Source organism: Streptomyces sp. NPDC013317, assembly GCF_055563155.1.
Window position 1 is genome coordinate 154,023 of sequence record NZ_JBVHDX010000005.1, and the last position, 22,888, is coordinate 176,910.

The window sequence follows — 22,888 nt, forward strand, 5'->3', positions numbered from 1 at the left end:
TGTGATCGCCCTCTCCCTCGCCGAGATCGCCGAAATCGTCGGCGGGCAGTCGTACGACATACCGGATCCGGCCGTCCGGATCACGGGTCCCGTCGTCATCGACTCCCGTGAGGTGAAGCCCGGCAGCCTCTTCGCCGCCTTCGCCGGCGAACAGGTCGACGGCCACGACTACGCGGCCCGCGCCGTCGAGGCGGGCGCGGCAGCGGTGCTGGCCGCCCGCCCCGTCGGCGTACCCGCGATCGTCGTGGACGACGTCCAGACGGCCCTCGGCGCCCTCGCCCGCGCCGTCGTCGAACGCCTCGGCACCGATGTCGTCGCGCTGACCGGCTCGGCCGGCAAGACCTCCACCAAGGACCTGATCGCCCAGGTCCTCGACCGCCACGCACCCACCGTGTGGACACCCGGCTCGCTCAACAACGAGATCGGGCTCCCGCTGACGGCGCTGCGCGCGAGCGACGAGACCAGGCACCTGGTCCTCGAGATGGGCGCCCGCGGCATCGGTCACATCCGCTACCTCACCGGACTGACCCCGCCGCGCATCGGACTCGTCCTCAACGTGGGCACCGCCCACATCGGCGAGTTCGGCGGCCGCGAGCAGATCGCCCAGGCGAAGGGCGAACTCGTCGAGGCGCTGCCCCCGGCCGACGAGGGCGGTGTGGCCGTCCTCAACGCCGACGACCCGCTCGTCCGGGCCATGGCCCAGCGGACCCGGGCGCGCGTGACGCTCTTCGGAGAGTCGGACGAAGCGGTCGTACGTGGCGAGAATGTCCGTCTCACAGCGAACGGACAGCCCTCTTTCAAGCTTCACACACCCACCGGGTGCAGTGACGTGACCTTGCGCCTGTACGGTGAGCACCACGTGTCGAACGCGCTCGCCGCGGCCGCCGTCGCCCATGAGCTGGGCATGCCCGTCGAGGAGATCGCCACCGCGCTCTCGGAGGCGGGCACCCTGTCGCGCTGGCGCATGGAGGTCACCGAGCGTCCGGACGGCGTGACGATCGTCAACGACGCCTACAACGCGAATCCCGAGTCCATGCGAGCCGCTCTGCGCGCGCTCGCGGCCATGGGCCGGGCCGCACAGGCCCAGGGGGGCCGGACGTGGGCGGTGCTCGGCAAGATGGCCGAGCTCGGGGACGCATCGCTCGCCGAGCACGACGCGGTCGGACGGCTCGCCGTCCGGCTCAACGTCAGCAAGCTCGTGGCAGTAGGGGACAGGGAAGCGTCCTGGCTGCAACTGGGCGCATATAACGAGGGTTCGTGGGGTGAGGAGTCGGTGCACGTGTCCGACGCGCAGGCGGCTGTCGACCTGTTGCGCAGAGAGCTGCGCCCGGGGGATGTCGTCCTTGTGAAGGCTTCCAGGTCTGTCGGTCTTGAGCAGGTCGCCCTGGCACTGCTCGACTCCGAGAGCGAGGTCACGGGCCGATGAGGCAGATCCTCTTCGCGGGAGCCATCGGGCTCTTCCTGACCCTGATCGGCACCCCGCTGCTCATCAAGCTCCTTGCCCGCAAGGGGTACGGACAGTTCATCCGCGACGACGGCCCGCGCGGCCACGCCGGCAAGAAGGGCACGCCCACCATGGGCGGCATCTCCTTCATCCTGGCCACGCTCATCGCGTACGCGCTCGCCAAGGTCATCACCGGTGAGGACCCGACGTACTCGGGTGTGCTCGTCCTCTTCCTGATGGCCGGCATGGGCCTCGTCGGCTTCCTCGACGACTACATCAAGATCGTCAAGCAGCGTTCGCTGGGTCTGCGGGCCAAGGCGAAGATGGCCGGCCAGCTGATCGTCGGCATCGCCTTCGCCGTGCTCTCCCTGCAGTTCGCGGACCTGCGCGGGCTCACTCCCGCCTCCACGAAGCTCTCCTTCATCACCGACTTCGGCTGGGCCATCGGGCCGGTGCTGTTCGTGGTCTGGGCGCTCTTCATGATCCTGGCCATGTCCAACGGCGTGAACCTGACGGACGGTCTGGACGGCCTGGCCACCGGCGCGTCGGTGATGGTCTTCGGCGCGTACACGTTCATCGGCCTGTGGCAGTTCCAGGAGTCCTGCGCCAACGCGGTCACCCTGACCAACCCCAACGCCTGCTTCGAGGTCCGCGACCCGCTCGACCTCGCGGTCGTCGCCTCCGCCCTCATGGGTGCCTGCTTCGGCTTCCTGTGGTGGAACACCTCGCCGGCCAAGATCTTCATGGGCGACACCGGCTCGCTCGCGCTCGGCGGCGCGCTCGCCGGTCTCGCCATCTGCTCCCGTACCGAGCTGCTGCTCGCCCTGCTCGGCGGCCTGTTCGTGCTGATCACCATGTCGGTGGTCATCCAGGTCGGCTCGTTCAAGATGACCGGCAAGCGCGTCTTCCGGATGGCCCCGCTCCAGCACCACTTCGAACTCAAGGGGTGGTCGGAGGTCCTGGTCGTCGTCCGGTTCTGGATCATCCAGGGCATGTGCGTGATCGTGGGCCTGGGCCTCTTCTACGCGGGATGGGCATCCGAAAAGTGAGCTGGAACGGCAAGAGGGTCACCGTCGCGGGTCTCGGGGTCTCCGGGATCCCGGCCGCCCGTGCCCTGCACGGCCTGGGCGCCGTCGTGACCGTCGTCAACGACGGCGACGACGAGCGCTCCCGGGCGCAGGCCGAGGAGCTGCGGGCCGAGGGGATCACCGTCCGCCTCGGTGACGGCGACACCCTGCCGGAAGGCAGCGAACTGGTCGTCACCGCCCCCGGCTGGCGGCCCGACAAGCCGCTCTTCGCGGCCGCCGCCCAGGCGGGTGTGGAGGTCTGGGGCGACGTCGAGCTCGCCTGGCGGCTGCGTGAGACCCCGCCGGGAAGGACTCCCGCTCCCTGGCTCGCCGTGACCGGCACCAACGGCAAGACCACGACCGTGCGGATGCTCGCCTCGATCCTCCAGGCCGCGGGGCTGCGGACCGCCGCCGTCGGGAACATCGGGGTCTCGCTCCTCGACGCCGTCCTCGGCGAGGAGACGTACGACGTCCTCGCCGTCGAGCTCTCCAGCTACCAGCTCCACTGGGCCCCGAGCCTGCGGGCCCACTCGGCCGCGGTGCTCAACCTGGCGCCCGACCACCTCGACTGGCACGGCAGCATGGAGGCGTACGCCGCCGACAAGGGCCGGATCTACGAGGGCAACACCGTGGCCTGCGTCTACAACGTGGCCGACAAGGTCACCGAGGACCTGGTCCGCGAGGCGGACGTCGAGGAGGGCTGCCGGGCCATCGGCTTCACCCTCGGCACCCCCGGCCCGTCCCAGCTCGGCGTCGTCGAGGGCATCCTCGTCGACCGGGCCTTCGTCGAGAACCGGCAGAAGCAGGCCCAGGAGCTCGCCGAGGTCGCCGACGTCCAGCCGCCCGCCCCGCACAACATCGCCAACGCGCTCGCCGCGGCCGCCCTCGCCCGTGCCTTCGGCGTCGAGCCGAAGGCGGTACGGGACGGGCTGCGCGCCTTCCGGCCCGACCCGCACCGCATCGAACTGGTCGAGGAGATCCAGGGCGTCGTCTACGTCGACGACTCCAAGGCGACCAACACCCATGCCGCGGAAGCCTCGTTGGCGGCCTACGACCCGATCGTCTGGATCGCCGGCGGCCTCGCCAAGGGCGCCGCCTTCGACGAGATCGTCGCCAACTCGGCGAAGCGCCTGCGCGGGGTCGTCCTCATCGGCGCCGACCGTGCGCTGATCCGCGAAGCCCTGGCGCGACACGCCCCCGAGGTCCCGGTCGTGGACCTCGACCGGACCGACACTGGGGCGATGTCCGCGGCGGTCGAGGAGGCGTCCCGGCTCGCGCAGCCGGGCGACACGGTCCTGCTGGCCCCGGCCTGCGCCTCGATGGACATGTTCACCAATTACAACAAGCGGGGCGAGGCCTTCGCGGACGCCGTCCGAGCCCTCGCCACGGCCGGGCGCGACTGACCTGACCAGCAAGGAGGTCCGGCAGCGCCGGGCACGACTGGAGGGGACAGCGACCATGCCGAGCAGAACCGCCGGGACCCGCCGGCCCTCCGCCGTCCGCGGCGGAGGCCGCGTTCCCGCGCCGCCGCGCGCCTCCCGCGCCGGAGGCGTACGGCGGATGTACGAGCAGGCGCGGCGGGCCTGGGACCGGCCGCTCACCGCGTACTACGTCATCCTCGGCGCCGCCCTGCTGATCACCGCGCTCGGCCTGGTGATGGTCTACAGCGCCTCGATGATCACGGCGCTCCGGTACGACCTCGTGCCCTCGTACTTCTTCCGCAAGCAGTTCTTCGCCGCCGTCCTCGGCGCGGTGCTGCTCCTGGTGGCGTCCCGGATGCCCGTGAAGCTGCACCGGGCGCTCGCGTACCCGATCCTCGTCGGCGCGGTCTTCCTGATGGTGCTCGTGCAGGTCCCGGGGATAGGGCGGGCGGTCGGCGGCAACCAGAACTGGATCTCGCTGGGCGGCCCGTTCATGCTGCAGCCCAGTGAGTTCGGCAAGCTGGCGCTCATCCTGTGGGGCGCCGACCTGCTGGCCCGCAAACAGGACATGAAACTGCTCACGCAGTGGAAGCACATGCTCGTGCCGCTGGTGCCCGCGGCGTTCCTGCTGCTCGGGCTCATCATGCTCGGCGGGGACATGGGCACGGCGATCGTGCTGACCGCGATCCTCTTCGGGCTGCTGTGGACGGCCGGCGCCCCCACCAGGCTCTTCGTCGGCGTGCTGGCGGTGGCCGGGGCCCTCGGATACCTGCTGATCACGACGAGCGACAACCGGCTGAAGCGGTTCGCCTGCATCGGCGCCACCGACCCGGGCGGAGAGGGCGCGCCCTGTCTCCAGGCCGCCCACGGGATCTATGCTCTCGCCTCGGGCGGATGGTTCGGTTCCGGACTGGGTGCCAGTGTGGAAAAATGGGGCCAACTACCCGAAGCGCACACCGACTTCATCTTCGCCGTCACCGGGGAGGAACTGGGTCTGGCGGGGACGCTGTCGGTACTCGCCCTGTTCGCGGCTCTAGGCTATGCGGGTATCCGCGTGGCCGGACGCACGGAGGACCCCTTCGTGAGGTACGCCGCGGGAGGTGTGACCACGTGGATCACGGCCCAGGCCGTGATCAACATCGGTGCGGTGCTCGGTCTGCTGCCGATCGCCGGGGTCCCGCTCCCGCTGTTCTCCTACGGAGGGTCGGCCCTGCTGCCGACCATGTTCGCCGTCGGGCTCCTCATCGCCTTCGCGCGACAGGAACCCGCCGCGAAAGCGGCCCTGGCCATGCGGCGCCCCGGCTGGGGTAGGCGGGCCGGGGTGAGATGGAAGTCGATGCGACGGCGCGTCAAGAAGCGTCCGTCCGGAGAGCGGTGAATTTCGGTGCATGTCGTACTCGCCGGTGGGGGGACCGCCGGCCACATCGAGCCAGCGCTCGCCCTCGCGGACGCCCTGCGCAGGCAGGACCCGAGCGTGGGCATCACGGCGCTCGGCACGGAGAAGGGCCTGGAGACCCGACTCGTCCCCGAGCGGGGCTACGAGCTGGCGCTCATCCCTGCCGTGCCGCTGCCGCGCAAGCCCACCCCTGAGCTGATCACCGTCCCCGGACGGCTGCGCGGCACCATCAAGGCGGCCGAGCAGATCCTGGAGCGCACCAAGGCCGACTGTGTGGTCGGCTTCGGCGGCTACGTGGCCCTGCCCGGCTATCTCGCGGCCAAGCGCCTCGGAGTGCCGATCGTGGTCCACGAGGCCAACGCCCGGCCCGGCCTGGCCAACAAGATCGGCTCGCGGTACGCGGCCGGGGTCGCCGTCGCCACGCCGGACTCGAAGCTCCGCAACGCCCGTTACATCGGCATCCCGCTGCGGCACACCATCGCCACCCTCGACCGGGCCCGGGTCCGGCCCGAGGCGCGCGCCGCCTTCGGTCTCGACCCGAACCTGCCGACGCTGCTCGTCTCTGGCGGCTCGCAGGGCGCACGCCGGCTCAACGAGGTCGTCCAGCAGATCGCGCCCGTGCTCCAGCGCTCCGGCATCCAGATCCTGCACGCGGTCGGCCCGAAGAACGAGCTGCCGCGTGTCGACAACATGCCCGGGATGCCGCCGTACGTCCCGGTACCGTACGTGGACCGGATGGATCTCGCGTACGCGGCGGCGGACATGATGCTCTGCCGCGCGGGCGCGATGACCGTCGCCGAACTCTCCGCCGTCGGGCTGCCCGCCGCCTACGTCCCGCTGCCCATCGGCAACGGCGAACAGCGGCTCAACGCCCAGCCGGTGGTCAAGGCGGGCGGCGGGCTGCTCGTCGACGACGCGGAGCTGTCGCCGCAGTGGGTGCAGGGCAACGTCCTGCCCGTGCTGGCGGATCCGCACCGGCTGTACGAGATGTCCCGCGCCGCCGCCGAGTTCGGCCGCAGGGACGCCGACGACCTGCTCGTCGGCATGGTGTACGACGCGATCGCCGCGCGCTGAGGCGAGCGCGCCCCACAGGGACGGAGAGAGGGCGTGACCGGACCGACGACCGCGGAGAAGCGCGGCACACGCGAGCCGAAGGGGTCGTCGGAACGGCCGGTGGGGACGGGTGCCCGGAATGGAGGATTCCGGGCACCCGGCCCCAGGTCCCTGCTGATCGCGCTCGCCCTCGTCCTGATCGGGTCCGGCACGGTCTGGGCGCTCTACGGCTCCTCCTGGCTGCGCCTGGAGCGCGTGACGACCTCCGGGACACGGGTTCTGACACCCCGTGAGGTGGAGGCGGTCGCCGCCGTGCCGATCGGTTCCCCGCTCGTCTCCGTCGACACCGACGCCATCGAGGCGCGACTGCTACGGGAACTGCCCCGTATCGACACCGTCGAGGTCACTCGGTCCTGGCCGGATGGAATCGGTCTGAAAGTGACGGAACGGAAGCCGGTCCTGGTGGTGGAAAAGGGCGGAAAGTTCACGGAAGTGGACGCCGCCGGAACGCGATTCGCCACGGTGGACAAAGCGCCCCCCGGCGTACCCGAACTCGTACTGAAGGCCGCCTCCGCGCCGAGCCTGCGCCGCTTCGACGAGGACCGGCTCCTGGTCGAGGCGGTGGGCGTGACGGGCGAACTCCCGGAGAAAATCGCCCGGGACACTCGTGTCGTGGAGATCACCTCGTACGACTCCATCACTCTGGAGCTCGGCGGCGGTCGTACGGTCTTCTGGGGCAGTGGTGAGGAGGGTGCCCTCAAGGCCCGTGTGCTCACCGCTCTGATGAAGGCGGCGCCCAAAGCGGGGCACTTCGACGTAAGCGCCCCCACAGCCCCCGCCACCTCGGGGAGTTGACGCCCATTCCCGCTGGCCAGCGCCCTGGTTGGCCAGCGCTATGGGTGATCACATAGGGTGAAAAGAAAAACGGGAGGTTCGGCGTGTTCGTTGAACGTGCGCCACTTGTCGACTTAGTGTCCTGTTCGGAAGAGTCCAGCGAACAGAGACACTGGTAACCCTAAACTTCAACGTTAGGGTTTGGGTCGGCGTTTCGGACCGTCCCATCGGCATCCGTCGTCGCAGCGCGACTACCACCGCGAAGCGGCGACACGTAACTCGAGGCGAGAGGCCTTCGACGTGGCAGCACCGCAGAACTACCTCGCAGTCATCAAGGTCATCGGTGTCGGCGGCGGTGGTGTCAATGCCATCAACCGAATGATCGAGGTCGGTCTCAAGGGCGTCGAGTTCATCGCGATCAACACCGACGCGCAAGCGCTGTTGATGAGCGACGCCGACGTCAAGCTCGACGTCGGCCGTGAACTCACCCGTGGCCTCGGGGCCGGGGCGAACCCGGCAGTCGGTCGCAAGGCGGCAGAGGACCACCGTGAGGAGATCGAGGAGGTCCTCAAGGGGGCCGACATGGTCTTCGTGACCGCCGGCGAAGGTGGCGGCACCGGCACCGGCGGCGCACCCGTCGTGGCCAACATCGCGCGCTCGCTCGGCGCCCTGACGATCGGTGTGGTCACCCGGCCGTTCACCTTCGAGGGACGCCGTCGGGCCAACCAGGCGGAGGACGGCATCGCCGAGCTCCGCGAAGAGGTCGACACCCTCATCGTCATTCCGAACGACCGGCTGCTCTCGATCTCGGACCGCCAGGTCTCCGTGCTCGACGCCTTCAAGTCGGCCGACCAGGTGCTGCTGAGCGGTGTGCAGGGCATCACCGACCTCATCACCACCCCCGGTCTGATCAACCTCGACTTCGCCGACGTCAAGTCGGTCATGTCCGAGGCCGGTTCGGCCCTCATGGGCATCGGCTCCGCCCGCGGCGACGACCGCGCGGTCGCGGCGGCCGAGATGGCGATCTCCTCGCCGCTCCTGGAGGCGTCCATCGACGGCGCCCGTGGCGTGCTGCTCTCCATCTCCGGCGGTTCGGACCTCGGTCTCTTCGAGATCAACGAGGCCGCGCAGCTGGTGAGCGAGGCCGCCCACCCCGAGGCCAACATCATCTTCGGTGCCGTCATCGACGACGCCCTGGGCGACGAGGTGCGGGTCACGGTCATCGCGGCCGGCTTCGACGGCGGTCAGCCGCCGGCCCGCCGGGACAACATCCTCAGCTCGGCCTCGGCCAAGCGCGAGGAGCCGGCCCCCGCGCCGCGCGCCGCCGAGCGCCCGCTCGGCGGCCTCGGCACCGTCGCCCCCCGGGACGAGCCGGCCGCCCCGGCCGAGCCCGCGGCCCCCGCGGTCTCCGCCGAGACCACGCTGCCGCCGGCCGTCCCCCCGGTCGTCCCGCCGGCCCGCCCGTACCCGGACACCCAGGCCGAAGAGCTGGACGTTCCGGACTTCTTGAAGTGATAGAGCGGCTCGAACCCGTGAGCGGCGCGCACTTCGCCTTCACCGACAGGTGGGGCGGGGTGAGCGCCGTTCCGTACGAGGAGCTCAACCTCGGCGGCGCGGTGGGGGACGACCCCGAGGCCGTGCGTGTCAACCGGGCCCGGGCGGCCGGGGCCCTGGGCCTCGACCCCGGGCGTGTCGTCTGGATGAACCAGGTGCACGGCCCGGATGTCGCGGTGGTCGACGGACCCTGGGGGGACCGGCCGGTTCCCCAGGTCGACGCGATCGTCACCACCCGGCGCGGACTCGCCCTCGCGGTCCTCACCGCCGACTGCACACCGGTCCTGCTCGCCGACCCCGTCGCCGGAGTCGCGGCCGCCGCCCACGCCGGGCGGCCGGGGATGATCGCCGGGGTCGTGCCGGCCGCCGTGCGGGCCATGATCGAACTCGGCGCCGAACCGGCCCGGATCACCGCCCGTACCGGCCCCGCCGTCTGCGGGCGCTGCTACGAGGTGCCGGAGGCGATGCGCGCCGAGGTGGCCGCCGTCGAGCCGGCCGCCTTCGCCGAGACGAGCTGGGGCACCCCGGCCGTCGACGTCACCGCCGGGGTCCACGCCCAGTTGGAGCGGCTCGGCATCCGGGACCGGCAGGCGAGCGAGGTCTGCACCCGAGAGTCGGGTGACCACTACTCGTACCGCCGCGATCGCACCACAGGGCGACTCGCGGGATATGTCTGGTTGGACGGATATGACGGACCGTAAGTCGGAACTCGCCGAGAACCTTGCGCGGGTGGAGGAACGTATCTCTGCCGCCTGCGCCTCCGCCGGCCGCAAGCGGTCGGAGGTGACCCTGATCGTGGTCACCAAGACCTACCCGGCGAGCGATGTGCGCATCCTGCACGAACTCGGCGTACGGGACGTCGCCGAGAACCGCGACCAGGACGCCGCCCCCAAGGCCGCGGCCTGCGCGGATCTGGACCTCCGCTGGCACTTCGTCGGCCAGTTGCAGACGAACAAGGTCCGTTCTGTGACGAGTTATGCGGATGTCGTGCAGTCCGTCGACCGGTTGAAGCTGGTCACCGCTCTCGCCGCGGCGGCGGAGAGGTCGGGGCGCGAGCTCGGCTGCCTCGTCCAGGTCGCGCTCGACGCCGAGTCGGGCGAGCGCGGAGAGCGCGGCGGCGTCTCGCCGGACGGAGTCGCGGAGTTGGCCGCCGCGGTGGAGGCCGCACCCGGGCTGAGGCTCGACGGACTGATGACCGTCGCGCCGCTCGCCGGCCCCTTCGCGGGCCGCCAACGTGCGGCGTTCGACCGCCTGATGGATTTGTCGACTCTCCTGCGCGCGACCCGTCCGGCTGCGAACATGGTGTCCGCGGGAATGAGCGCGGACCTTGAGGACGCTGTGGCGGCCGGAGCGACACATGTGCGCATCGGTACGGCGGTACTGGGTGTCCGCCCCAGGCTCGGGTAACGTCGCCAAGCAAGTCGGACCACAGCAGAAAATATGGTCATTCCCGCCGGTCGGCGGGCAGACCTCGTGGATCACGGGCACTTGGTGACGAGGCCGATCCACCACAGAGCGGAGGACTCAGAGAATGGCCGGCGCGATGCGCAAGATGGCGGTCTACCTCGGCCTCGTGGAGGACGATGGGTACGACGGCCGGGGGTTCGACCCCGACGACGACTTCGAACCCGAGCTGGAACCGGAACCCGAGCGCGAGCGGCGCCATCAGCCCCCGCGACAGCTGGAGCGCGAGGAGCCGGTACGTGTGGTGCAGCAGCCCACGCCGCGCGAGCCGGTCGCTCACGCCGCCTCACTATCCGCCGAAAGCGGACGTCCGGCTCGAATCGCCCCCGTGGCGTCCATCACACCCGAACGCCCGAGCCTGGAGAAGAACGCACCGGTGATCATGCCCAAGGTCGTGTCCGAGCGGGAGCCGTACCGCATCACCACGCTGCACCCGAGGACCTACAACGAAGCCCGTACCATCGGGGAACACTTCCGTGAGGGCACTCCGGTGATCATGAACCTCACGGAGATGGACGACACGGACGCGAAGCGACTTGTCGACTTTGCCGCCGGACTCGTCTTCGGGCTCCATGGCAGCATTGAGCGCGTGACGCAGAAGGTGTTCCTGTTGTCGCCTGCTAACGTCGATGTCACGGCGGAGGACAAGGCCCGGATCGCAGAGGGCGGGTTCTTCAACCAGAGCTGAGAAAACGAAGACCGGAACGGCCGGCCGCAAGGCCGGGCAAGTGAGAGCACGAGAGCCAGGGGAGAGGGAAGCGCGGGATGGGCGTCGCACTACAAGTGGTCTACATCGCTCTGATGTGCTTCCTCATCGTGCTGATCTTCCGGCTCGTCATGGACTACGTCTTTCAGTTCGCACGTTCATGGCAACCCGGTAAGGCGATGGTGGTCGTTCTGGAGGCCACCTACACTGTCACCGATCCACCGCTCAAGCTTCTGCGGCGGTTCATCCCGCCGTTGCGTCTCGGGGGCGTGGCACTTGACCTGTCCTTCTTCGTTCTGATGATCATCGTCTACATCCTGATCTCCATCGTGAGCGGCTTCGCGAGGTGAATGTGGACGATACGGTCTTGCCGACTGCCGACGACTACGTAGAGGTGAAGAAGAGATGCCGCTGACCCCCGAGGACGTGCGGAACAAGCAGTTCACGACCGTCCGCCTTCGAGAAGGCTATGACGAGGACGAGGTCGATGCCTTCCTCGACGAGGTCGAAGCCGAACTGACCCGCCTGCTCCGCGAGAACGAGGACCTGCGGGCCAAGCTGGCCGCGGCCACGCGTGCCGCTGCGCAGAACCAGCAGCAGGGCATGCGCAAGCCCCCGGAGCAGCAGGATCGTCCCGTCGGTCCCGGCGCCCCGGTGCCCGCCGCCATATCCGGACCGCCCGTCCAGCAGCAGCCCCCGCAGATGGGCCCGCCGCAGCTGCCGTCCGGTGCGCCCCAGCTTCCCGCCGGTCCCGGTGGCCACGGCCCCGGCCCGATGCAGGGTGGCCCGATGGGCCCCGGCCCGATGCAGGGCGGCCCGATGGGTCAGCCGATGGGCGGCCCCATGGGTCACCCCCAGCAGCAGATGCAGCAGCCGATGCAGCAGCCCCAGCAGGGCCCCGGTGGCGACAGCGCCGCCCGTGTCCTCTCGCTGGCCCAGCAGACGGCCGACCAGGCGATCGCGGAGGCCCGTTCCGAGGCCAACAAGATCGTCGGAGAGGCGCGCTCGCGCGCCGAGGGCCTGGAGCGGGACGCCCGCGCCAAGGCCGACGCGCTGGAGCGGGACGCGCAGGAGAAGCACCGCGTCGCGATGGGCTCCCTGGAGTCCGCTCGCGCGACGCTGGAGCGCAAGGTCGAGGACCTGCGCGGCTTCGAGCGCGAGTACCGCACGCGTCTGAAGTCGTACCTGGAGTCGCAGCTGCGCCAGCTGGAGACCCAGGCGGACGACTCGCTGGCTCCGCCGCGGACGCCGGCCACGGCCTCCCTGCCGCCGTCGCCCTCGATGGCCTCGGCGGGCGCGGGTGCGCCGTCGTACGGCGGCAACGGCTCGATGGGCGCCCCGCCGTCCATGGGCGGTGCCCCGTCCTACGGTGGCCAGCAGCAGATGTCGCCGGCGATGACCCAGCCGATGGCTCCGGTCCGCCCGCAGGCGCCGCAGCCGATGCAGCAGGCGCCGGCGCCGATGCGCGGCTTCCTGATCGACGAGGACGACAACTGACGGCGGCGGTTCGCGCGGTGAGCGCGTAGCCGTCGGCAGGCTGAAGGCCGGGCCCCTGGGAAACCAGGGGCCCGGCCTTTTTGCGTGGGCGTGGGCGTGGGCGCGGGGTGCGGGCGGGTGGGGACGGCGGGTGGGGACGGGGGTGGTGACCCACGGTCTCGCGTGGGGAACGGAGAAGCCCGGCCCCACGAGGGGGCCGGGCTTCCCGGTGCCGCTGGTTACGCCTTGCGGAGGCTGAAGGTCAGGGACAGGCCTTCGTCCGTGAACGGGGTGCCGAACGTGGTGTCCGGGGCGGTCGGGGCGAAGTCCGTCGCCAGGACCTCGTCCGCGATCAGCTCCGCATGGGCCGTCAGGGCCTCCGTCGTCTCGGGGGACTCCGACGCCCAGCGCAGGGCGATCCGGTCCGCCACGTCCAGGCCGCTGTTCTTGCGGGCCTCCTGGATCAGGCGGATCGCGTCACGGGCCAGGCCCGCCTTCCGCAGCTCCGGGGTGATCTCCAGGTCCAGGGCGACCGTCGCACCCGCGTCCGAGGCGACCGACCAGCCCTCACGGGGCGTCTCCGTGATGATGATCTCCTCGGGGGTGACGAAGATCGTCTCGCCGTTCACGTCCAGCGTCGCCTCGCCCGCCTGGCGCAGCGCCAGCGACAGCTCCGCCGCGTCCGCCGCCGCGACCGCCTTCGCCACGTCCTGGACGCCCTTGCCGAAGCGCTTGCCGAGCGCGCGGAAGTTCGCCTTCGCCGTCGTGTCGACCAGCGAGCCGCCGACCTCGGAGAGGGAGGCCACGGACGTGACGTTCAGCTCCTCCGTGATCTGGGCCCGCAGCTCCGGGGAGAGCTCGGTGAAGCCCGTCGCCGCCACCAGGGCGCGGGAGAGCGGCTGGCGGGTCTTGACGCCCGACTCCGCCCGCGTCGCCCGGCCCAGCTCGACCAGGCGGCGGACCAGGGTCATCCGGGTCGAGAGCGCCGGGTCGACCAGGGACGCGTCCGGCTCCGGCCACGTCGAGAGGTGGACCGACTCCGGGGCGTCCGGTGTCACCGGGACCACCAGGTCCTGCCAGACCCGCTCCGTGATGAAGGGGGTCAGCGGGGCCATCAGCCGCGTGACCGTCTCCACCACGTCGTGCAGGGTCCGCAGCGCCGCCTTGTCGCCCTGCCAGAACCGACGGCGCGAGCGCCGCACGTACCAGTTCGACAGGTCGTCCACGAACGCCGAGACGAGCTTGCCCGCCCGCTGCGTGTCGTACGACTCCAGCGCCTGCGTGACCTCGCTGACCAGCGTGTTCAGCTCGGACAGGAGCCACTTGTCCAGGACCGTGCGGTCCGCCGGCGCCGGGTCGGCCGCGCTCGGCGCCCAGCCGGACGTACGGGCGTACAGCGCCTGGAAGGCGACCGTGTTCCAGTAGGTGAGGAGAGTCTTCCGCACCACCTCCTGGATCGTGCCGTGGCCCACCCTGCGCGCCGCCCACGGGGAGCCGCCGGCCGCCATGAACCAGCGGACCGCGTCCGCGCCGTGCTGGTCCATCAGCGGGATCGGCTGCAGGATGTTGCCCAGGTGCTTGGACATCTTGCGGCCGTCCTCGGCGAGGATGTGGCCCAGGCAGACCACGTTCTCGTACGACGACTTGTCGAAGACCAGGGTGCCGACCGCCATCAGCGTGTAGAACCACCCACGCGTCTGGTCGATGGCCTCGGAGATGAACTGCGCCGGGTACCGGGACTCGAAGAGTTCCTTGTTCTTGTACGGGTAGCCCCACTGGGCGAACGGCATCGAGCCCGAGTCGTACCAGGCGTCGATGACCTCCGGCACGCGCGTCGCCGTCTTGGAGCAGCTCGGGCAGGGGAAGGTCACCGCGTCGATGTACGGGCGGTGCGGGTCGAGCTCCGACTGGTCCGAGCCCGTCAGCTCGGTCAGCTCGGCGCGCGAGCCCACGCACGTCAGGTGGCCGTCCTCGCAGCGCCACAGCGGCAGCGGGGTGCCCCAGTAGCGGCTCCGGGAGAGCGCCCAGTCGATGTTGTTGTTCAGCCAGTCGCCGAAGCGGCCGTGCTTGACCGAGTCCGGGAACCAGTTCGTCTTCTCGTTCTCTTCGAGAAGGCGGTCCTTCACGGCGGTCGTGCGGATGTACCAGGACGGCTGCGCGTAGTAGAGCAGGGCCGTGTGGCAGCGCCAGCAGTGCGGGTAGCTGTGCTCGTACGGGATGTGCTTGAAGAGCAGGCCGCGCGCGTCCAGGTCGGCGGTCAGCTGCTCGTCGGCCTTCTTGAAGAAGACCCCGCCGACCAGCGGCACGTCCTCCTCGAAGGTGCCGTCGGGGCGGACCGGGTTCACGACCGGCAGGCCGTAGGCGCGGCAGACCTTGAGGTCGTCCTCACCGAAGGCGGGGGACTGGTGGACCAGACCCGTGCCGTCCTCGGTCGTGACGTACTCCGCGTTGACCACGTAGTGCGCCTCGGCGGGGAACTCGACGAGCTCGAAGGGGCGCTGGTACGTCCAGCGCTCCATCTCGGCGCCCGTGAAGGACTCGCCCGTGGTGACCCAGCCCTCGCCGAGCGCCTTCTCCACCAGCGGCGCGGCGACGACGAGCTTCTCCTCGCCGTCGGTCGCGACGACGTAGGTGACCTCGGGGTGCGCGGCGACCGCCGTGTTGGAGACCAGGGTCCAGGGCGTCGTCGTCCAGACCAGGAGCGCCGCCTGGCCCGCCAGCGGGCCGGAGGTCAGCGGGAAGCGGACGAAGACGGAGGGGTCGACGACCGTCTCGTACCCCTGCGCCAGCTCGTGGTCCGAGAGGCCGGTGCCGCAGCGCGGGCACCAGGGGGCGACGCGGTGGTCCTGGACGAGCAGGCCCTTGTCGAAGATCTGCTTGAGCGACCACCAGACCGACTCGATGTACTCGGGGTCCATCGTCCGGTACGCGTCGTCCAGGTCGACCCAGTAGCCCATGCGCGTCGTCAGCTCGGCGAAGGCGTCGGTGTGGCGGGTCACGGACTCGCGGCACTTGTCGTTGAACGCGGCGATGCCGTATTCCTCGATGTCCTTCTTGCCGGAGAAGCCGAGCTCCTTCTCGACGGCGAGCTCGACCGGGAGGCCGTGGCAGTCCCAGCCGGCCTTGCGGGCCACGTGGTAGCCGCGCATGGTCCGGAAGCGGGGGAAGACGTCCTTGAAGACGCGGGCCTCGATGTGGTGGGCGCCGGGCATGCCGTTGGCGGTCGGCGGGCCCTCGTAGAACACCCACTCGGGGCGGCCCTCGGACTGCTCCAGCGTCTTGGCGAAGATCTTGCTCTCGCGCCAGAAATCGAGCACGGCGTGCTCGAGCGCGGGCAGGTCGACCTGGGCGGGCACCTGGCGGTACTGCGGCGGTTTCATCGGCGAGCTTCCTCCGGCGGACTGCTTCGTTTCCGTCCGGAGGGACGAGAGCGCCGTGCTGCGCGGCTCCCGCGGTACCACCCTCCTTGGCCGCGGACGTGTGTCGTCCGTGGCCCCCTCATTGGGGTCGCGATGCCGGTTCTAGTCGCCTGACGGCTTTCTTCCGGCGGCTCCGGGGTGATCCTTCACATCGGGCTGGCCCCCGGGCTCTCACCGTCCCCGGGTCGCTCATGGCTGCGTACGACGCTACTCGTCCCCATCCAAGCCTTTCGCTCAGCCCAGTGTACGGGGCCGGAAGCCGCTCGGCAGACCGCTTTTCCGGCGGCGCGCGGGGCGGCCGGACATGACCCGAATGGCCATACGGCCGGGGCCGGACTTCACCGGCCGCCGCGGGGCGGATTACGGGGCGGGGAGCTGGGCACAACGGATGCAGACTCGCCGTGCCGGCGGCACGGGGCGGGTGCGAACGGCGGCGTGCCCCGTTGCCGCGGGCCTTGGGCCGATTTATCGTCCCAGCACGATTCGCGAGCAAGATCACAAAATGTGAAGGGGCCGCGACATGGTGGCGAAGAAGACCGCCGCGAAGAAGACCTCGACCGCCGGATCCACCGGTGTGGACGGGGCGGCCAAGGACGTCACCGGCAAGAAGACGGCGGTCGCCGGGAAGGCGGCGGCGAAGAAGGCCCCGGCACGCGGGACGACGAAGAGCACGGCGAACAGCACGGCGAAGGCCGGGGCCGAAGCAGCCCCTGCGAAGAAGACGTCCGCGAAGAAGACCTCGGCCGGGAAGACCCCGGCCGGGAAGGCGGCCGCCACGAAGGCCCCGCCGAAGAAGGAGACCGCGGCGGCCGAGAAATCCCCCGCCGCCGGCGGGACGGTCGCGAGGAAGACCGCGGCCAAGAAGACCGCAGCCAAGAAGAAGGCCGCATCCGCGGCGCACGTGAAGCAGACAGGAGCCGCGACAGTGGCAGCTAAGAAGACCGCGGGTGGCGTCACGACGGCAGACGGCGAGGCCGCGGTCCCTCCGGCACGCGCCGGTGAGCTCGCCGTACGCCCCGGTGAGGACCCCTGGACGCCCGCGGAGGTCGCGGAGGCCCGGGCCGGGCTGGAGAGCGAGGTCCTCCGCCTGCGGGCCGAGCTGCTCCACTCCCAGGAGGAGCTGACCGGCCTCATGCGGGACTCCGGGGACGGCGCGGGGGACGACCAGGCCGACACCGGCACCAAGAACATCACCCGCGAGCACGAGCTCGCCCTGGCCGCCAACGCCCGCGAGATGCTGGAACAGTCCGAGCACGCCCTGGAGCGGCTCGACGCGGGCACGTACGGCCTCTGCGAGGTGTGCGGCAAGCCGATCGGCAAGGCACGCATGCAGGCGTTCCCGCGGGCCACCCTCTGCGTCGAGGACAAGCAGAAGCAGGAGCGCCGCGGCTGACGGCCCCGAAGGGGTGTGCCGTACCCTCGTGCACAGTCAGGGCACCTAGGTTGAGGGACTCACGTGGCAGAGGCGGAGCGCATCATCGGTACGCCGGATTCAGACGCGGACGGCTCGGGCGGCGAGGCCGCCGCCCCGGTCGCGGACGAGCGGCCGAAGGGCCGGCGCAAGATCGTCGCGCTGCTGGTCGTGGCGCTCTTCGCGTATCTGCTCGACCTCGGAAGCAAGATGCTCGTGGTCGCCGAGCTGGAGGGCCATGAGCCGATCCGGGTGATCGGCGACGTGCTGAGGTTCGAGGCGATCCGGAACCCGGGCGCCGCCTTCGGCATGGGTGAGGCCTTCACGATCATCTTCACCTTCATCGCGGCCGCGGTGATCGTGGTGATCATCCGGCTCGCGCGGAAGCTGTACAGCACGTGGTGGGCGGTCGCGCTCGGTCTGCTGCTCGGCGGTGCCCTGGGCAACCTGACCGACCGGATCTTCCGCTCGCCGGGCGTCTTCGAGGGCGCGGTCGTGGACTTCATCGCGCCCGCGCACTTCGCCGTCTTCAACCTCGCGGACTCGGCGATCGTCTGCGGCGGCTTCCTGATCGTCATCCTGTCGTTCCGGGGTCTGGACCCCGACGGCACCGTCCACAAGGACTGACAAGGCATACTCGACGGGTGAGTACGAGTCCCGAGATCCGCACCCTGCCCGTTCCCGATGGCCTGGAGGGCGAGCGCGTCGACGCCGCCATCGCCCGGATGTTCGGGTTCTCCCGCACGAAGGCGGCGGAGCTGGCCGCCTCCGGCAAGGTCCAGGTCGACGGCGCCGTCGTCGGCAAGTCCGAGCGGGTCAGCGGCGGCGCGTGGCTCGAGGTCGAGATGCCCGGGGCCCCGGCTCCGGTGCAGATCGTGGCCGAGCCGGTCGAGGGCATGGAGATCATCCACGACGACGACGACATCGTCGTGATCATGAAGCCGATCGGGGTCGCCGCGCACCCGAGCCCCGGCTGGACCGGGACGACGGTCATCGGCGGCCTCGCCGCCGCCGGGTACCGCATCTCCACCTCCGGCGCCGCCGAGCGCCAGGGGATCGTGCACCGCCTCGACGTCGGTACGTCGGGCCTCATGGTCGTCGCCAAGTCCGAGCGGGCGTACACGCTGCTCAAGGCGCAGTTCAAGGAGCGGGTCGTCGACAAGCGCTACCACGCGCTGGTCCAGGGGCACCCGGACCCGATGAGCGGCACGATCGACGCCCCGATCGGGCGGCACCCCCAGCACGACTACAAGTGGGCCGTCACCGCCGAGGGCAAGCCCTCCGTGACGCACTACGACCTGATCGAGGCCTACCGCGCGGCCTCGCTGCTGGACATCAAGCTGGAGACCGGCCGTACGCACCAGATCCGCGTGCACATGTCGGCCCACCGCCACCCCTGCGTCGGCGACCTCACCTACGGCGCGGACCCGACGATGGCCAAGCGGCTCGGACTGACGCGCCAGTGGCTGCACGCCGTGCGCCTGGGCTTCGAGCACCCGTCGGACGGGCGCTGGGTCGAGTTCGAGAGCACGTACCCGGCGGACCTGCAGAACGCCCTGGACCGGATCGCGGCGGAGAGCGCGTGAGCACCGGGTACGAGGTCCGCGAGGCGATCGGCCCGGACGACCGGGAGGCCTGCTTCACGGTGCGCCGCGAGGTCTTCGTCGTCGAGCAGAACGTGCCGCAGGAGATCGAGTACGACCGTTACGACGAGACCGCCGTCCACGTCCTCGCCGTGCGCGAGGACGGGCTGCCGCTGGGGACCGGCCGGCTGCTGCACGGAGCCGACGCGCTGGGCAAGACCGGCGGGGACGCCGCGGTCGGCTCGCTCGGCCGGCTCGCCGTCTCCAAGGCCGCGCGCGGCCTCGGGGTCGGCGCGGCGCTGGTCCGCGCGATCGAGGACGCGGCGCGCGAGCGTGGCCTGACCGCCGTCGACCTGCACGCCCAGACCCATGCGCTCGGCTTCTACGAGCGGCTCGGCTACGAGGTGTACGGCCCCGAGTTCCCGGACGCGGGCATCCCGCACCGCGCGATGCGGCGGGTGCTCCAGGGGCCGTAGCAGCCTCCTGCTCCTCGCGGTCCGGTCCGGCCGGACCGGACCGATGACGGGGCGCAGGGGCACATGTGGTGGTCCGGGGTGATTCGTCCCCCGGCGTGGCAGGGTTGAGGTCCGATCATCGACCGTGCCTGCCCGCCGCCAGGCCGGAAGGGCGCCCCCGTGGACCAATTGGCCCTGCTGTTCGTGCTGTTGCTCGGCGCCGTGCTCACGGTGCCGCTCGGGGACCGGCTCGGACTGCCCGCCCCGGTGCTCATGACCGTCGTCGGAGTCGTGTTCGCGTTCCTGCCCTTCGTACCGAACGTCGACATCCCGCCCGAGTACATCCTTCCGCTCGTCCTGCCACCGCTGCTCTACGCCTCGGTCCAGCGCACCTCCTGGCGGCAGTTCGCGGCCAACCGGCGGCCCATCTTCCTGCTGGCCGTCGCCCTGGTCTTCGTCACCACGGCCGCCGTCGCCGCCACCGCGAACGCGCTCGTCCCCGGGCTGCCCCTCGCCGCCGCCGTCGCGCTCGGCGCCCTCGTCGCCCCGCCCGACCCGGTCGCCGCGACCGCCGTCGCCGGGTCGCTCGGGCTGCCGCGGCGGCTGATCTCGATCCTGGAGGGGGAGGGGCTGTTCAACGACGTCACCGCGATCGTCCTGTACCACGTGGCGATCTCGGCGGTCGTCGGCGGCAGCTTCAGCTGGGAGGGCGCGGGCCTGGAACTGGTCCTCTCCGCCGTGGTGGCCGTCGCCGTCGGGCTCGTCCTCGGCTGGCTCAGCAACAAGCTCATGGGGATCCTCGGCGAGGCCACCCTGCAGACCGGGCTCACCCTCCTCGTCCCGTTCGTCGCCTACGTCCTCGCCGAGGAGCTGCGCGGCTCCGGCGTCCTCGCCGTGCTGGTCGTCGCCCTCTACCTCGCGGAGAACGCGCTCGACGCCGACGACGTGATGGGCCGGCTCGCCGGACAGACCTTCTGGGAGATCGTCGACACCCTCGTCACCGGCATCGCCTTCGGGCTCATCGGCCTGGAGCTCCACAACGTCTTCGGTACGGCCGACAACCGGCTCGGCGAGATGCTCGGCTGGGGCGCGGTCGTGGCCGGTGTCGTGATCGGCGTACGGCTGCTGTGGCTGCTGCCCGCCACCTGGCTGGCCAAGCGGCTGCACACCCGGCGCGACTACGCCGAGCAGATCCCCGTCAGCTGGCGGGAGACCGTCGTCATGTGGTGGGCCGGAATGCGCGGAGTGGCGTCCGTGGCGCTCGCGCTCGCCATTCCGTTCCGTACGGAGGAAGGCTCGCCGTTCCCCGCGCGGGACCAGATCATCTTCATCGCCTTCTGTGTGATCATGGTCACGCTCCTGCTCCAGGGGCTCACCCTGCCCTGGCTGGTCAGGCGGCTTGGCGTGCAGGCCGACACGGACGCCGAACGGGCCCTGGAACGCGAGCTGGCACTGCGCGCGGCCAAGGCGGCCCGGCGTCGGCTGAAGCAGATCGAGGAGCTGGAGGAGCTGCCGGAGGAGGTCCAGGAGCGGCTCCAGCGCGGGGCGTTCGACATCGGGGCGCGGATCAGCCCGGAGATGGTGGACGAGGAACGGCGGGCCGCCTTCGTCGAGCGCGCCGGGCGCCTCAAGGCCGTCCAGCGGATCCAGCGGGAGATGATGTCGGCCGCCCGGCACGAGGTGCTCGCGGCGCGCAGCGAGCCGGGCGCCGATCCCGAGGTGGTGGACCGGGTGCTGCGCCAGCTGGACGTCCGCAGCATGCGCTGACCCGGACCGACCGCGCCACGGTACCGAAACCCCGGCCGCTCCCGACCTCCGCCCTCAGCTCTCGTGCTCCCCGCTCTCCCGCTCTCAACCGCGGCCGGTCCGGGTGGGCTCGCCGCCGTTGGTGTACACGGCCGGATGGTCCGCCACACGCGGCGACGGCACCGCGGACGAAGTCGCGATCCGCGGCAGGGCGTGCGGCTGCTTCTCCGCCAGCCAGGCCACGAGGCCCTCTCGTACGGTGCACCGCACCGTCCAGAGGTCGTCCGCGTCCTTGGCGGTGACCACCACCCGTACCTGGATCGTGCTGGGCGTGGTGTCGGTGACCGCCAGGCTCCAGTCCCGGCCGTCCCAGGCCCGGCACTGCGCCAGGATCTCCTCGGTCCTCAGGCGCATCGCGTCGAGGGGCGCGGAGTGGTCGAGATGGAGCAGGACCGCTCCTGTCATCTGCGCCCCGCCGCGCGACCAGTTCTCGAAGGGCTTGCCGGTGAAGTACGAGACCGGCATGGTGATCCGGCGCTCGTCCCAGGTCCGTACCGCGAGGAACGTCAGCGTGACCTCCTCGACCACGCCCCACTCGCCGTCCACGACCACGGTGTCGCCGATCCGCACCATGTCGCCGAAGGCGATCTGGAAGCCGGCGAAGAGGTTGCCGAGGGTGGACTGGGCGGCGACGCCCGCGACGATGCCGATGATGCCGGCGGAGGCCAGCATCGAGGTCCCGACGGTGCTGAGAGCGGGGAAGGTCAGCAGCGCCGCTGCCACGGCGACCACGGCGACGACCGCCGTCACGATGCGGGTGATGAGCGTGACCTGGGTGCGCACCCGGCGGACCCGGGCGGGGTCGCGGGTGGCGGAGGCGTACCGGGCGAAGGTGGCCTCGACCACGGCCGAGGCGATGTGGATGACCAGCCACGCGCCGGAGCCGATGAGGATCAGGGAGAGGATCTGGCCGATGCCCGCCGCGTGTTCCTCGACCACGCTCCACTTCGTCTGGCGGTAGCTGCCGCGCAGGAGCGAGGCGAGCAGGACCGCCTGGAGCGGTGGCCGGCAGCGGCGCAGCAGCCCCCAGAGCGGGGTCTCGCGGTGATGGGCGTCGGCCCGTCGCAGCAGCACGTCGACGGCCCAGCCGACGAGCGCCGTGAGCAGGAGCGCCCCTCCGACGACGAGGAGCGGGCGCAGCGCGGTGTCCATGTGATCGAGACCTCCGTGTCTCCGGCTCGGTGGGCCCGGCTGGCAGGATGGACCGCATGGACATCATGCTTTTCCACTCGACCTACGGCTTGCGTCCGGCGGTGGAGTCCGCGGCCGAGCGGCTGCGGTCCGCCGGGCATCAGGTTCGGGTGCCCGACCTCTTCGGGGGCCAAACCGCGGAGACGGTCGAGGAGGGGATGGAGCTCCAGAAGTCGATCGGCAAGGACGAGCTGCTGCGGCGCGCCGTCCTCGCCGCCGCGCCCTACTCGGACCGCGGTCTCGTCTACGCCGGCTTCTCCTTCGGCGCCTCGGTGGCGCAGACCCTGGCTCTGGGGGACGAGAAGGCGCGTGGTCTGCTGCTGCTCCACGGCACCTCGGACATCGCCGAGAGCGCGGCCGTCGACGACCTTCCCGTACAGCTGCACATCGCCGACCCGGACCCCTTCGAGTCGCACGACTGGCTGACGTCCTGGTACCTGCGGATGGGGAAGGCGGGCGCGGACGTGGAGGTCTACCGCTACCCGGGCGCCGGGCACCTGTTCACCGACCCGGACCTGCCGGACTGGGACGAGGCGGCGGCCGAGCGGACCTGGGCGGTCGCGCTGGCGTTCATCGAGGGCCTGTAGGACCCGGGCTTCCGGACATAC

The 22,888-nt window shown here is 70.9% G+C and carries 20 protein-coding genes; 18 read left to right on the forward strand and 2 right to left on the reverse strand.

Annotated elements, in window-relative coordinates:
• Position 1 precedes the first annotated feature (1 nt).
• The 12 genes from ACZ3IJ_RS16290 (at position 2) to ACZ3IJ_RS16345 (ending at position 12,436) form a co-directional block, all read left to right on the forward strand.
• On the forward strand, positions 2-1,426 hold the full coding sequence (locus tag ACZ3IJ_RS16290) for a UDP-N-acetylmuramoyl-tripeptide--D-alanyl-D-alanine ligase (protein ID WP_467468641.1): 1,425 nt from the start codon (positions 2-4) through the stop codon (positions 1,424-1,426).
• Positions 1,423-2,493 (forward strand): phospho-N-acetylmuramoyl-pentapeptide-transferase, encoded by a 1,071-nt coding sequence (mraY, locus tag ACZ3IJ_RS16295; protein WP_189802264.1) that lies wholly within the window; start codon positions 1,423-1,425, stop codon positions 2,491-2,493. Before ACZ3IJ_RS16290 ends, mraY begins: the two co-directional genes overlap by 4 nt.
• Positions 2,475-3,914 carry a UDP-N-acetylmuramoyl-L-alanine--D-glutamate ligase gene (murD, locus tag ACZ3IJ_RS16300; RefSeq protein WP_467468643.1) on the forward strand — a complete coding sequence of 480 codons (1,440 nt, stop codon included), beginning with the start codon at positions 2,475-2,477 and terminating at the stop codon, positions 3,912-3,914. The genes mraY and murD overlap by 19 nt, the downstream gene beginning before the upstream one ends.
• 55 nt (positions 3,915-3,969) lie before the next feature.
• Entirely contained in the window at positions 3,970-5,310 is a 1,341-nt protein-coding gene (gene ftsW / locus ACZ3IJ_RS16305; protein ID WP_467468645.1) for a putative lipid II flippase FtsW, read from the forward strand.
• Positions 5,311-5,316: 6 nt separating this feature from the next.
• Positions 5,317-6,402: an undecaprenyldiphospho-muramoylpentapeptide beta-N-acetylglucosaminyltransferase gene (gene murG, locus ACZ3IJ_RS16310; protein ID WP_467468647.1), complete on the forward strand. Its 1,086-nt coding sequence runs from the start codon at positions 5,317-5,319 to the stop codon at positions 6,400-6,402.
• A 33-nt stretch (positions 6,403-6,435) separates the two neighbouring features.
• Positions 6,436-7,236 (forward strand): cell division protein FtsQ/DivIB, encoded by an 801-nt coding sequence (locus ACZ3IJ_RS16315; protein WP_467468649.1) that lies wholly within the window; start codon positions 6,436-6,438, stop codon positions 7,234-7,236.
• A gap of 279 nt (positions 7,237-7,515) precedes the next feature.
• On the forward strand, positions 7,516-8,730 hold the full coding sequence (ftsZ, locus tag ACZ3IJ_RS16320; RefSeq protein ID WP_467468651.1) for a cell division protein FtsZ: 1,215 nt from the start codon (positions 7,516-7,518) through the stop codon (positions 8,728-8,730).
• A complete protein-coding gene (gene pgeF / locus ACZ3IJ_RS16325; RefSeq protein WP_467468653.1) occupies positions 8,727-9,470 on the forward strand; it encodes a peptidoglycan editing factor PgeF in 744 nt (247 codons plus the stop codon). Before ftsZ ends, pgeF begins: the two co-directional genes overlap by 4 nt.
• The gene (locus ACZ3IJ_RS16330; protein WP_467468655.1) at positions 9,457-10,176 is read left to right on the forward strand and encodes a YggS family pyridoxal phosphate-dependent enzyme; all 720 of its coding nucleotides are present in this window, start codon (positions 9,457-9,459) and stop codon (positions 10,174-10,176) included. The genes pgeF and ACZ3IJ_RS16330 overlap by 14 nt, the downstream gene beginning before the upstream one ends.
• A gap of 124 nt (positions 10,177-10,300) precedes the next feature.
• Complete coding sequence (locus ACZ3IJ_RS16335) at positions 10,301-10,921, forward strand: cell division protein SepF (RefSeq protein WP_467468657.1); 621 nt, start codon at positions 10,301-10,303, stop codon at positions 10,919-10,921.
• A gap of 77 nt (positions 10,922-10,998) precedes the next feature.
• Positions 10,999-11,289, forward strand: a complete 291-nt coding sequence (locus tag ACZ3IJ_RS16340) for a YggT family protein (RefSeq protein ID WP_352190508.1) — start codon at positions 10,999-11,001, stop codon at positions 11,287-11,289.
• A 55-nt stretch (positions 11,290-11,344) separates the two neighbouring features.
• A complete protein-coding gene (locus ACZ3IJ_RS16345; RefSeq protein ID WP_467468660.1) occupies positions 11,345-12,436 on the forward strand; it encodes a DivIVA domain-containing protein in 1,092 nt (363 codons plus the stop codon).
• Positions 12,437-12,654: 218 nt separating this feature from the next.
• Here the strand turns inward: ACZ3IJ_RS16345 and ileS are convergent, their stop codons facing one another.
• Complete coding sequence (ileS, locus tag ACZ3IJ_RS16350) at positions 12,655-15,795, reverse strand: isoleucine--tRNA ligase (protein WP_467468662.1); 3,141 nt, start codon at positions 15,793-15,795, stop codon at positions 12,655-12,657.
• 559 nt (positions 15,796-16,354) lie between these two features.
• Between ileS and ACZ3IJ_RS16355 the strand changes: the two genes are divergently transcribed.
• The 5 genes from ACZ3IJ_RS16355 (at position 16,355) to ACZ3IJ_RS16375 (ending at position 21,050) form a co-directional block, all read left to right on the forward strand.
• Entirely contained in the window at positions 16,355-17,227 is an 873-nt protein-coding gene (locus tag ACZ3IJ_RS16355; protein ID WP_467468664.1) for a TraR/DksA family transcriptional regulator, read from the forward strand.
• A 63-nt stretch (positions 17,228-17,290) separates the two neighbouring features.
• Positions 17,291-17,872, forward strand: a complete 582-nt coding sequence (lspA, locus tag ACZ3IJ_RS16360) for a signal peptidase II (RefSeq protein ID WP_467468666.1) — start codon at positions 17,291-17,293, stop codon at positions 17,870-17,872.
• A 17-nt stretch (positions 17,873-17,889) separates the two neighbouring features.
• Positions 17,890-18,831 carry an RluA family pseudouridine synthase gene (locus tag ACZ3IJ_RS16365; protein ID WP_352190513.1) on the forward strand — a complete coding sequence of 314 codons (942 nt, stop codon included), beginning with the start codon at positions 17,890-17,892 and terminating at the stop codon, positions 18,829-18,831.
• The gene (locus ACZ3IJ_RS16370; protein WP_467468669.1) at positions 18,828-19,304 is read left to right on the forward strand and encodes a GNAT family N-acetyltransferase; all 477 of its coding nucleotides are present in this window, start codon (positions 18,828-18,830) and stop codon (positions 19,302-19,304) included. Before ACZ3IJ_RS16365 ends, ACZ3IJ_RS16370 begins: the two co-directional genes overlap by 4 nt.
• Before the next feature lie 159 nt (positions 19,305-19,463).
• On the forward strand, positions 19,464-21,050 hold the full coding sequence (locus tag ACZ3IJ_RS16375; protein WP_467468671.1) for a Na+/H+ antiporter: 1,587 nt from the start codon (positions 19,464-19,466) through the stop codon (positions 21,048-21,050).
• 84 nt (positions 21,051-21,134) lie between these two features.
• On the opposite strand, the gene ACZ3IJ_RS16380 is transcribed toward ACZ3IJ_RS16375, so the two are convergent.
• Positions 21,135-22,241: a mechanosensitive ion channel family protein gene (locus tag ACZ3IJ_RS16380; RefSeq protein ID WP_467468673.1), complete on the reverse strand. Its 1,107-nt coding sequence runs from the start codon at positions 22,239-22,241 to the stop codon at positions 21,135-21,137.
• 47 nt (positions 22,242-22,288) lie between these two features.
• On the opposite strand from ACZ3IJ_RS16380, the gene ACZ3IJ_RS16385 reads away from it, so the two are divergent.
• The gene (locus ACZ3IJ_RS16385) at positions 22,289-22,867 is read left to right on the forward strand and encodes a dienelactone hydrolase family protein (protein ID WP_467468675.1); all 579 of its coding nucleotides are present in this window, start codon (positions 22,289-22,291) and stop codon (positions 22,865-22,867) included.
• Positions 22,868-22,888: the final 21 nt, after the last annotated feature.

What these genes read in the sequence shown, in the direction of transcription:
- mraY (WP_189802264.1), top strand. Translation starts at nt 1,423, where the DNA reads ATGAGGCAGATCCTCTTCGCGGGAGCCATCGGGCTCTTCCTGACCCTG.
- murD (WP_467468643.1), top strand. Translation starts at nt 2,475, where the DNA reads ATGGGCATCCGAAAAGTGAGCTGGAACGGCAAGAGGGTCACCGTCGCG.
- ftsW (WP_467468645.1), top strand. Translation starts at nt 3,970, where the DNA reads ATGCCGAGCAGAACCGCCGGGACCCGCCGGCCCTCCGCCGTCCGCGGC.
- ACZ3IJ_RS16330 (WP_467468655.1), top strand. Translation starts at nt 9,457, where the DNA reads ATGACGGACCGTAAGTCGGAACTCGCCGAGAACCTTGCGCGGGTGGAG.
- ACZ3IJ_RS16335 (WP_467468657.1), top strand. Translation starts at nt 10,301, where the DNA reads ATGGCCGGCGCGATGCGCAAGATGGCGGTCTACCTCGGCCTCGTGGAG.
- ACZ3IJ_RS16340 (WP_352190508.1), top strand. Translation starts at nt 10,999, where the DNA reads ATGGGCGTCGCACTACAAGTGGTCTACATCGCTCTGATGTGCTTCCTC.
- ACZ3IJ_RS16345 (WP_467468660.1), top strand. Translation starts at nt 11,345, where the DNA reads ATGCCGCTGACCCCCGAGGACGTGCGGAACAAGCAGTTCACGACCGTC.
- ileS (WP_467468662.1), bottom strand. Translation starts at nt 15,795, where the DNA reads ATGAAACCGCCGCAGTACCGCCAGGTGCCCGCCCAGGTCGACCTGCCC.
- ACZ3IJ_RS16355 (WP_467468664.1), top strand. Translation starts at nt 16,355, where the DNA reads ATGGTGGCGAAGAAGACCGCCGCGAAGAAGACCTCGACCGCCGGATCC.
- ACZ3IJ_RS16380 (WP_467468673.1), bottom strand. Translation starts at nt 22,241, where the DNA reads ATGGACACCGCGCTGCGCCCGCTCCTCGTCGTCGGAGGGGCGCTCCTG.
- ACZ3IJ_RS16385 (WP_467468675.1), top strand. Translation starts at nt 22,289, where the DNA reads ATGGACCGCATGGACATCATGCTTTTCCACTCGACCTACGGCTTGCGT.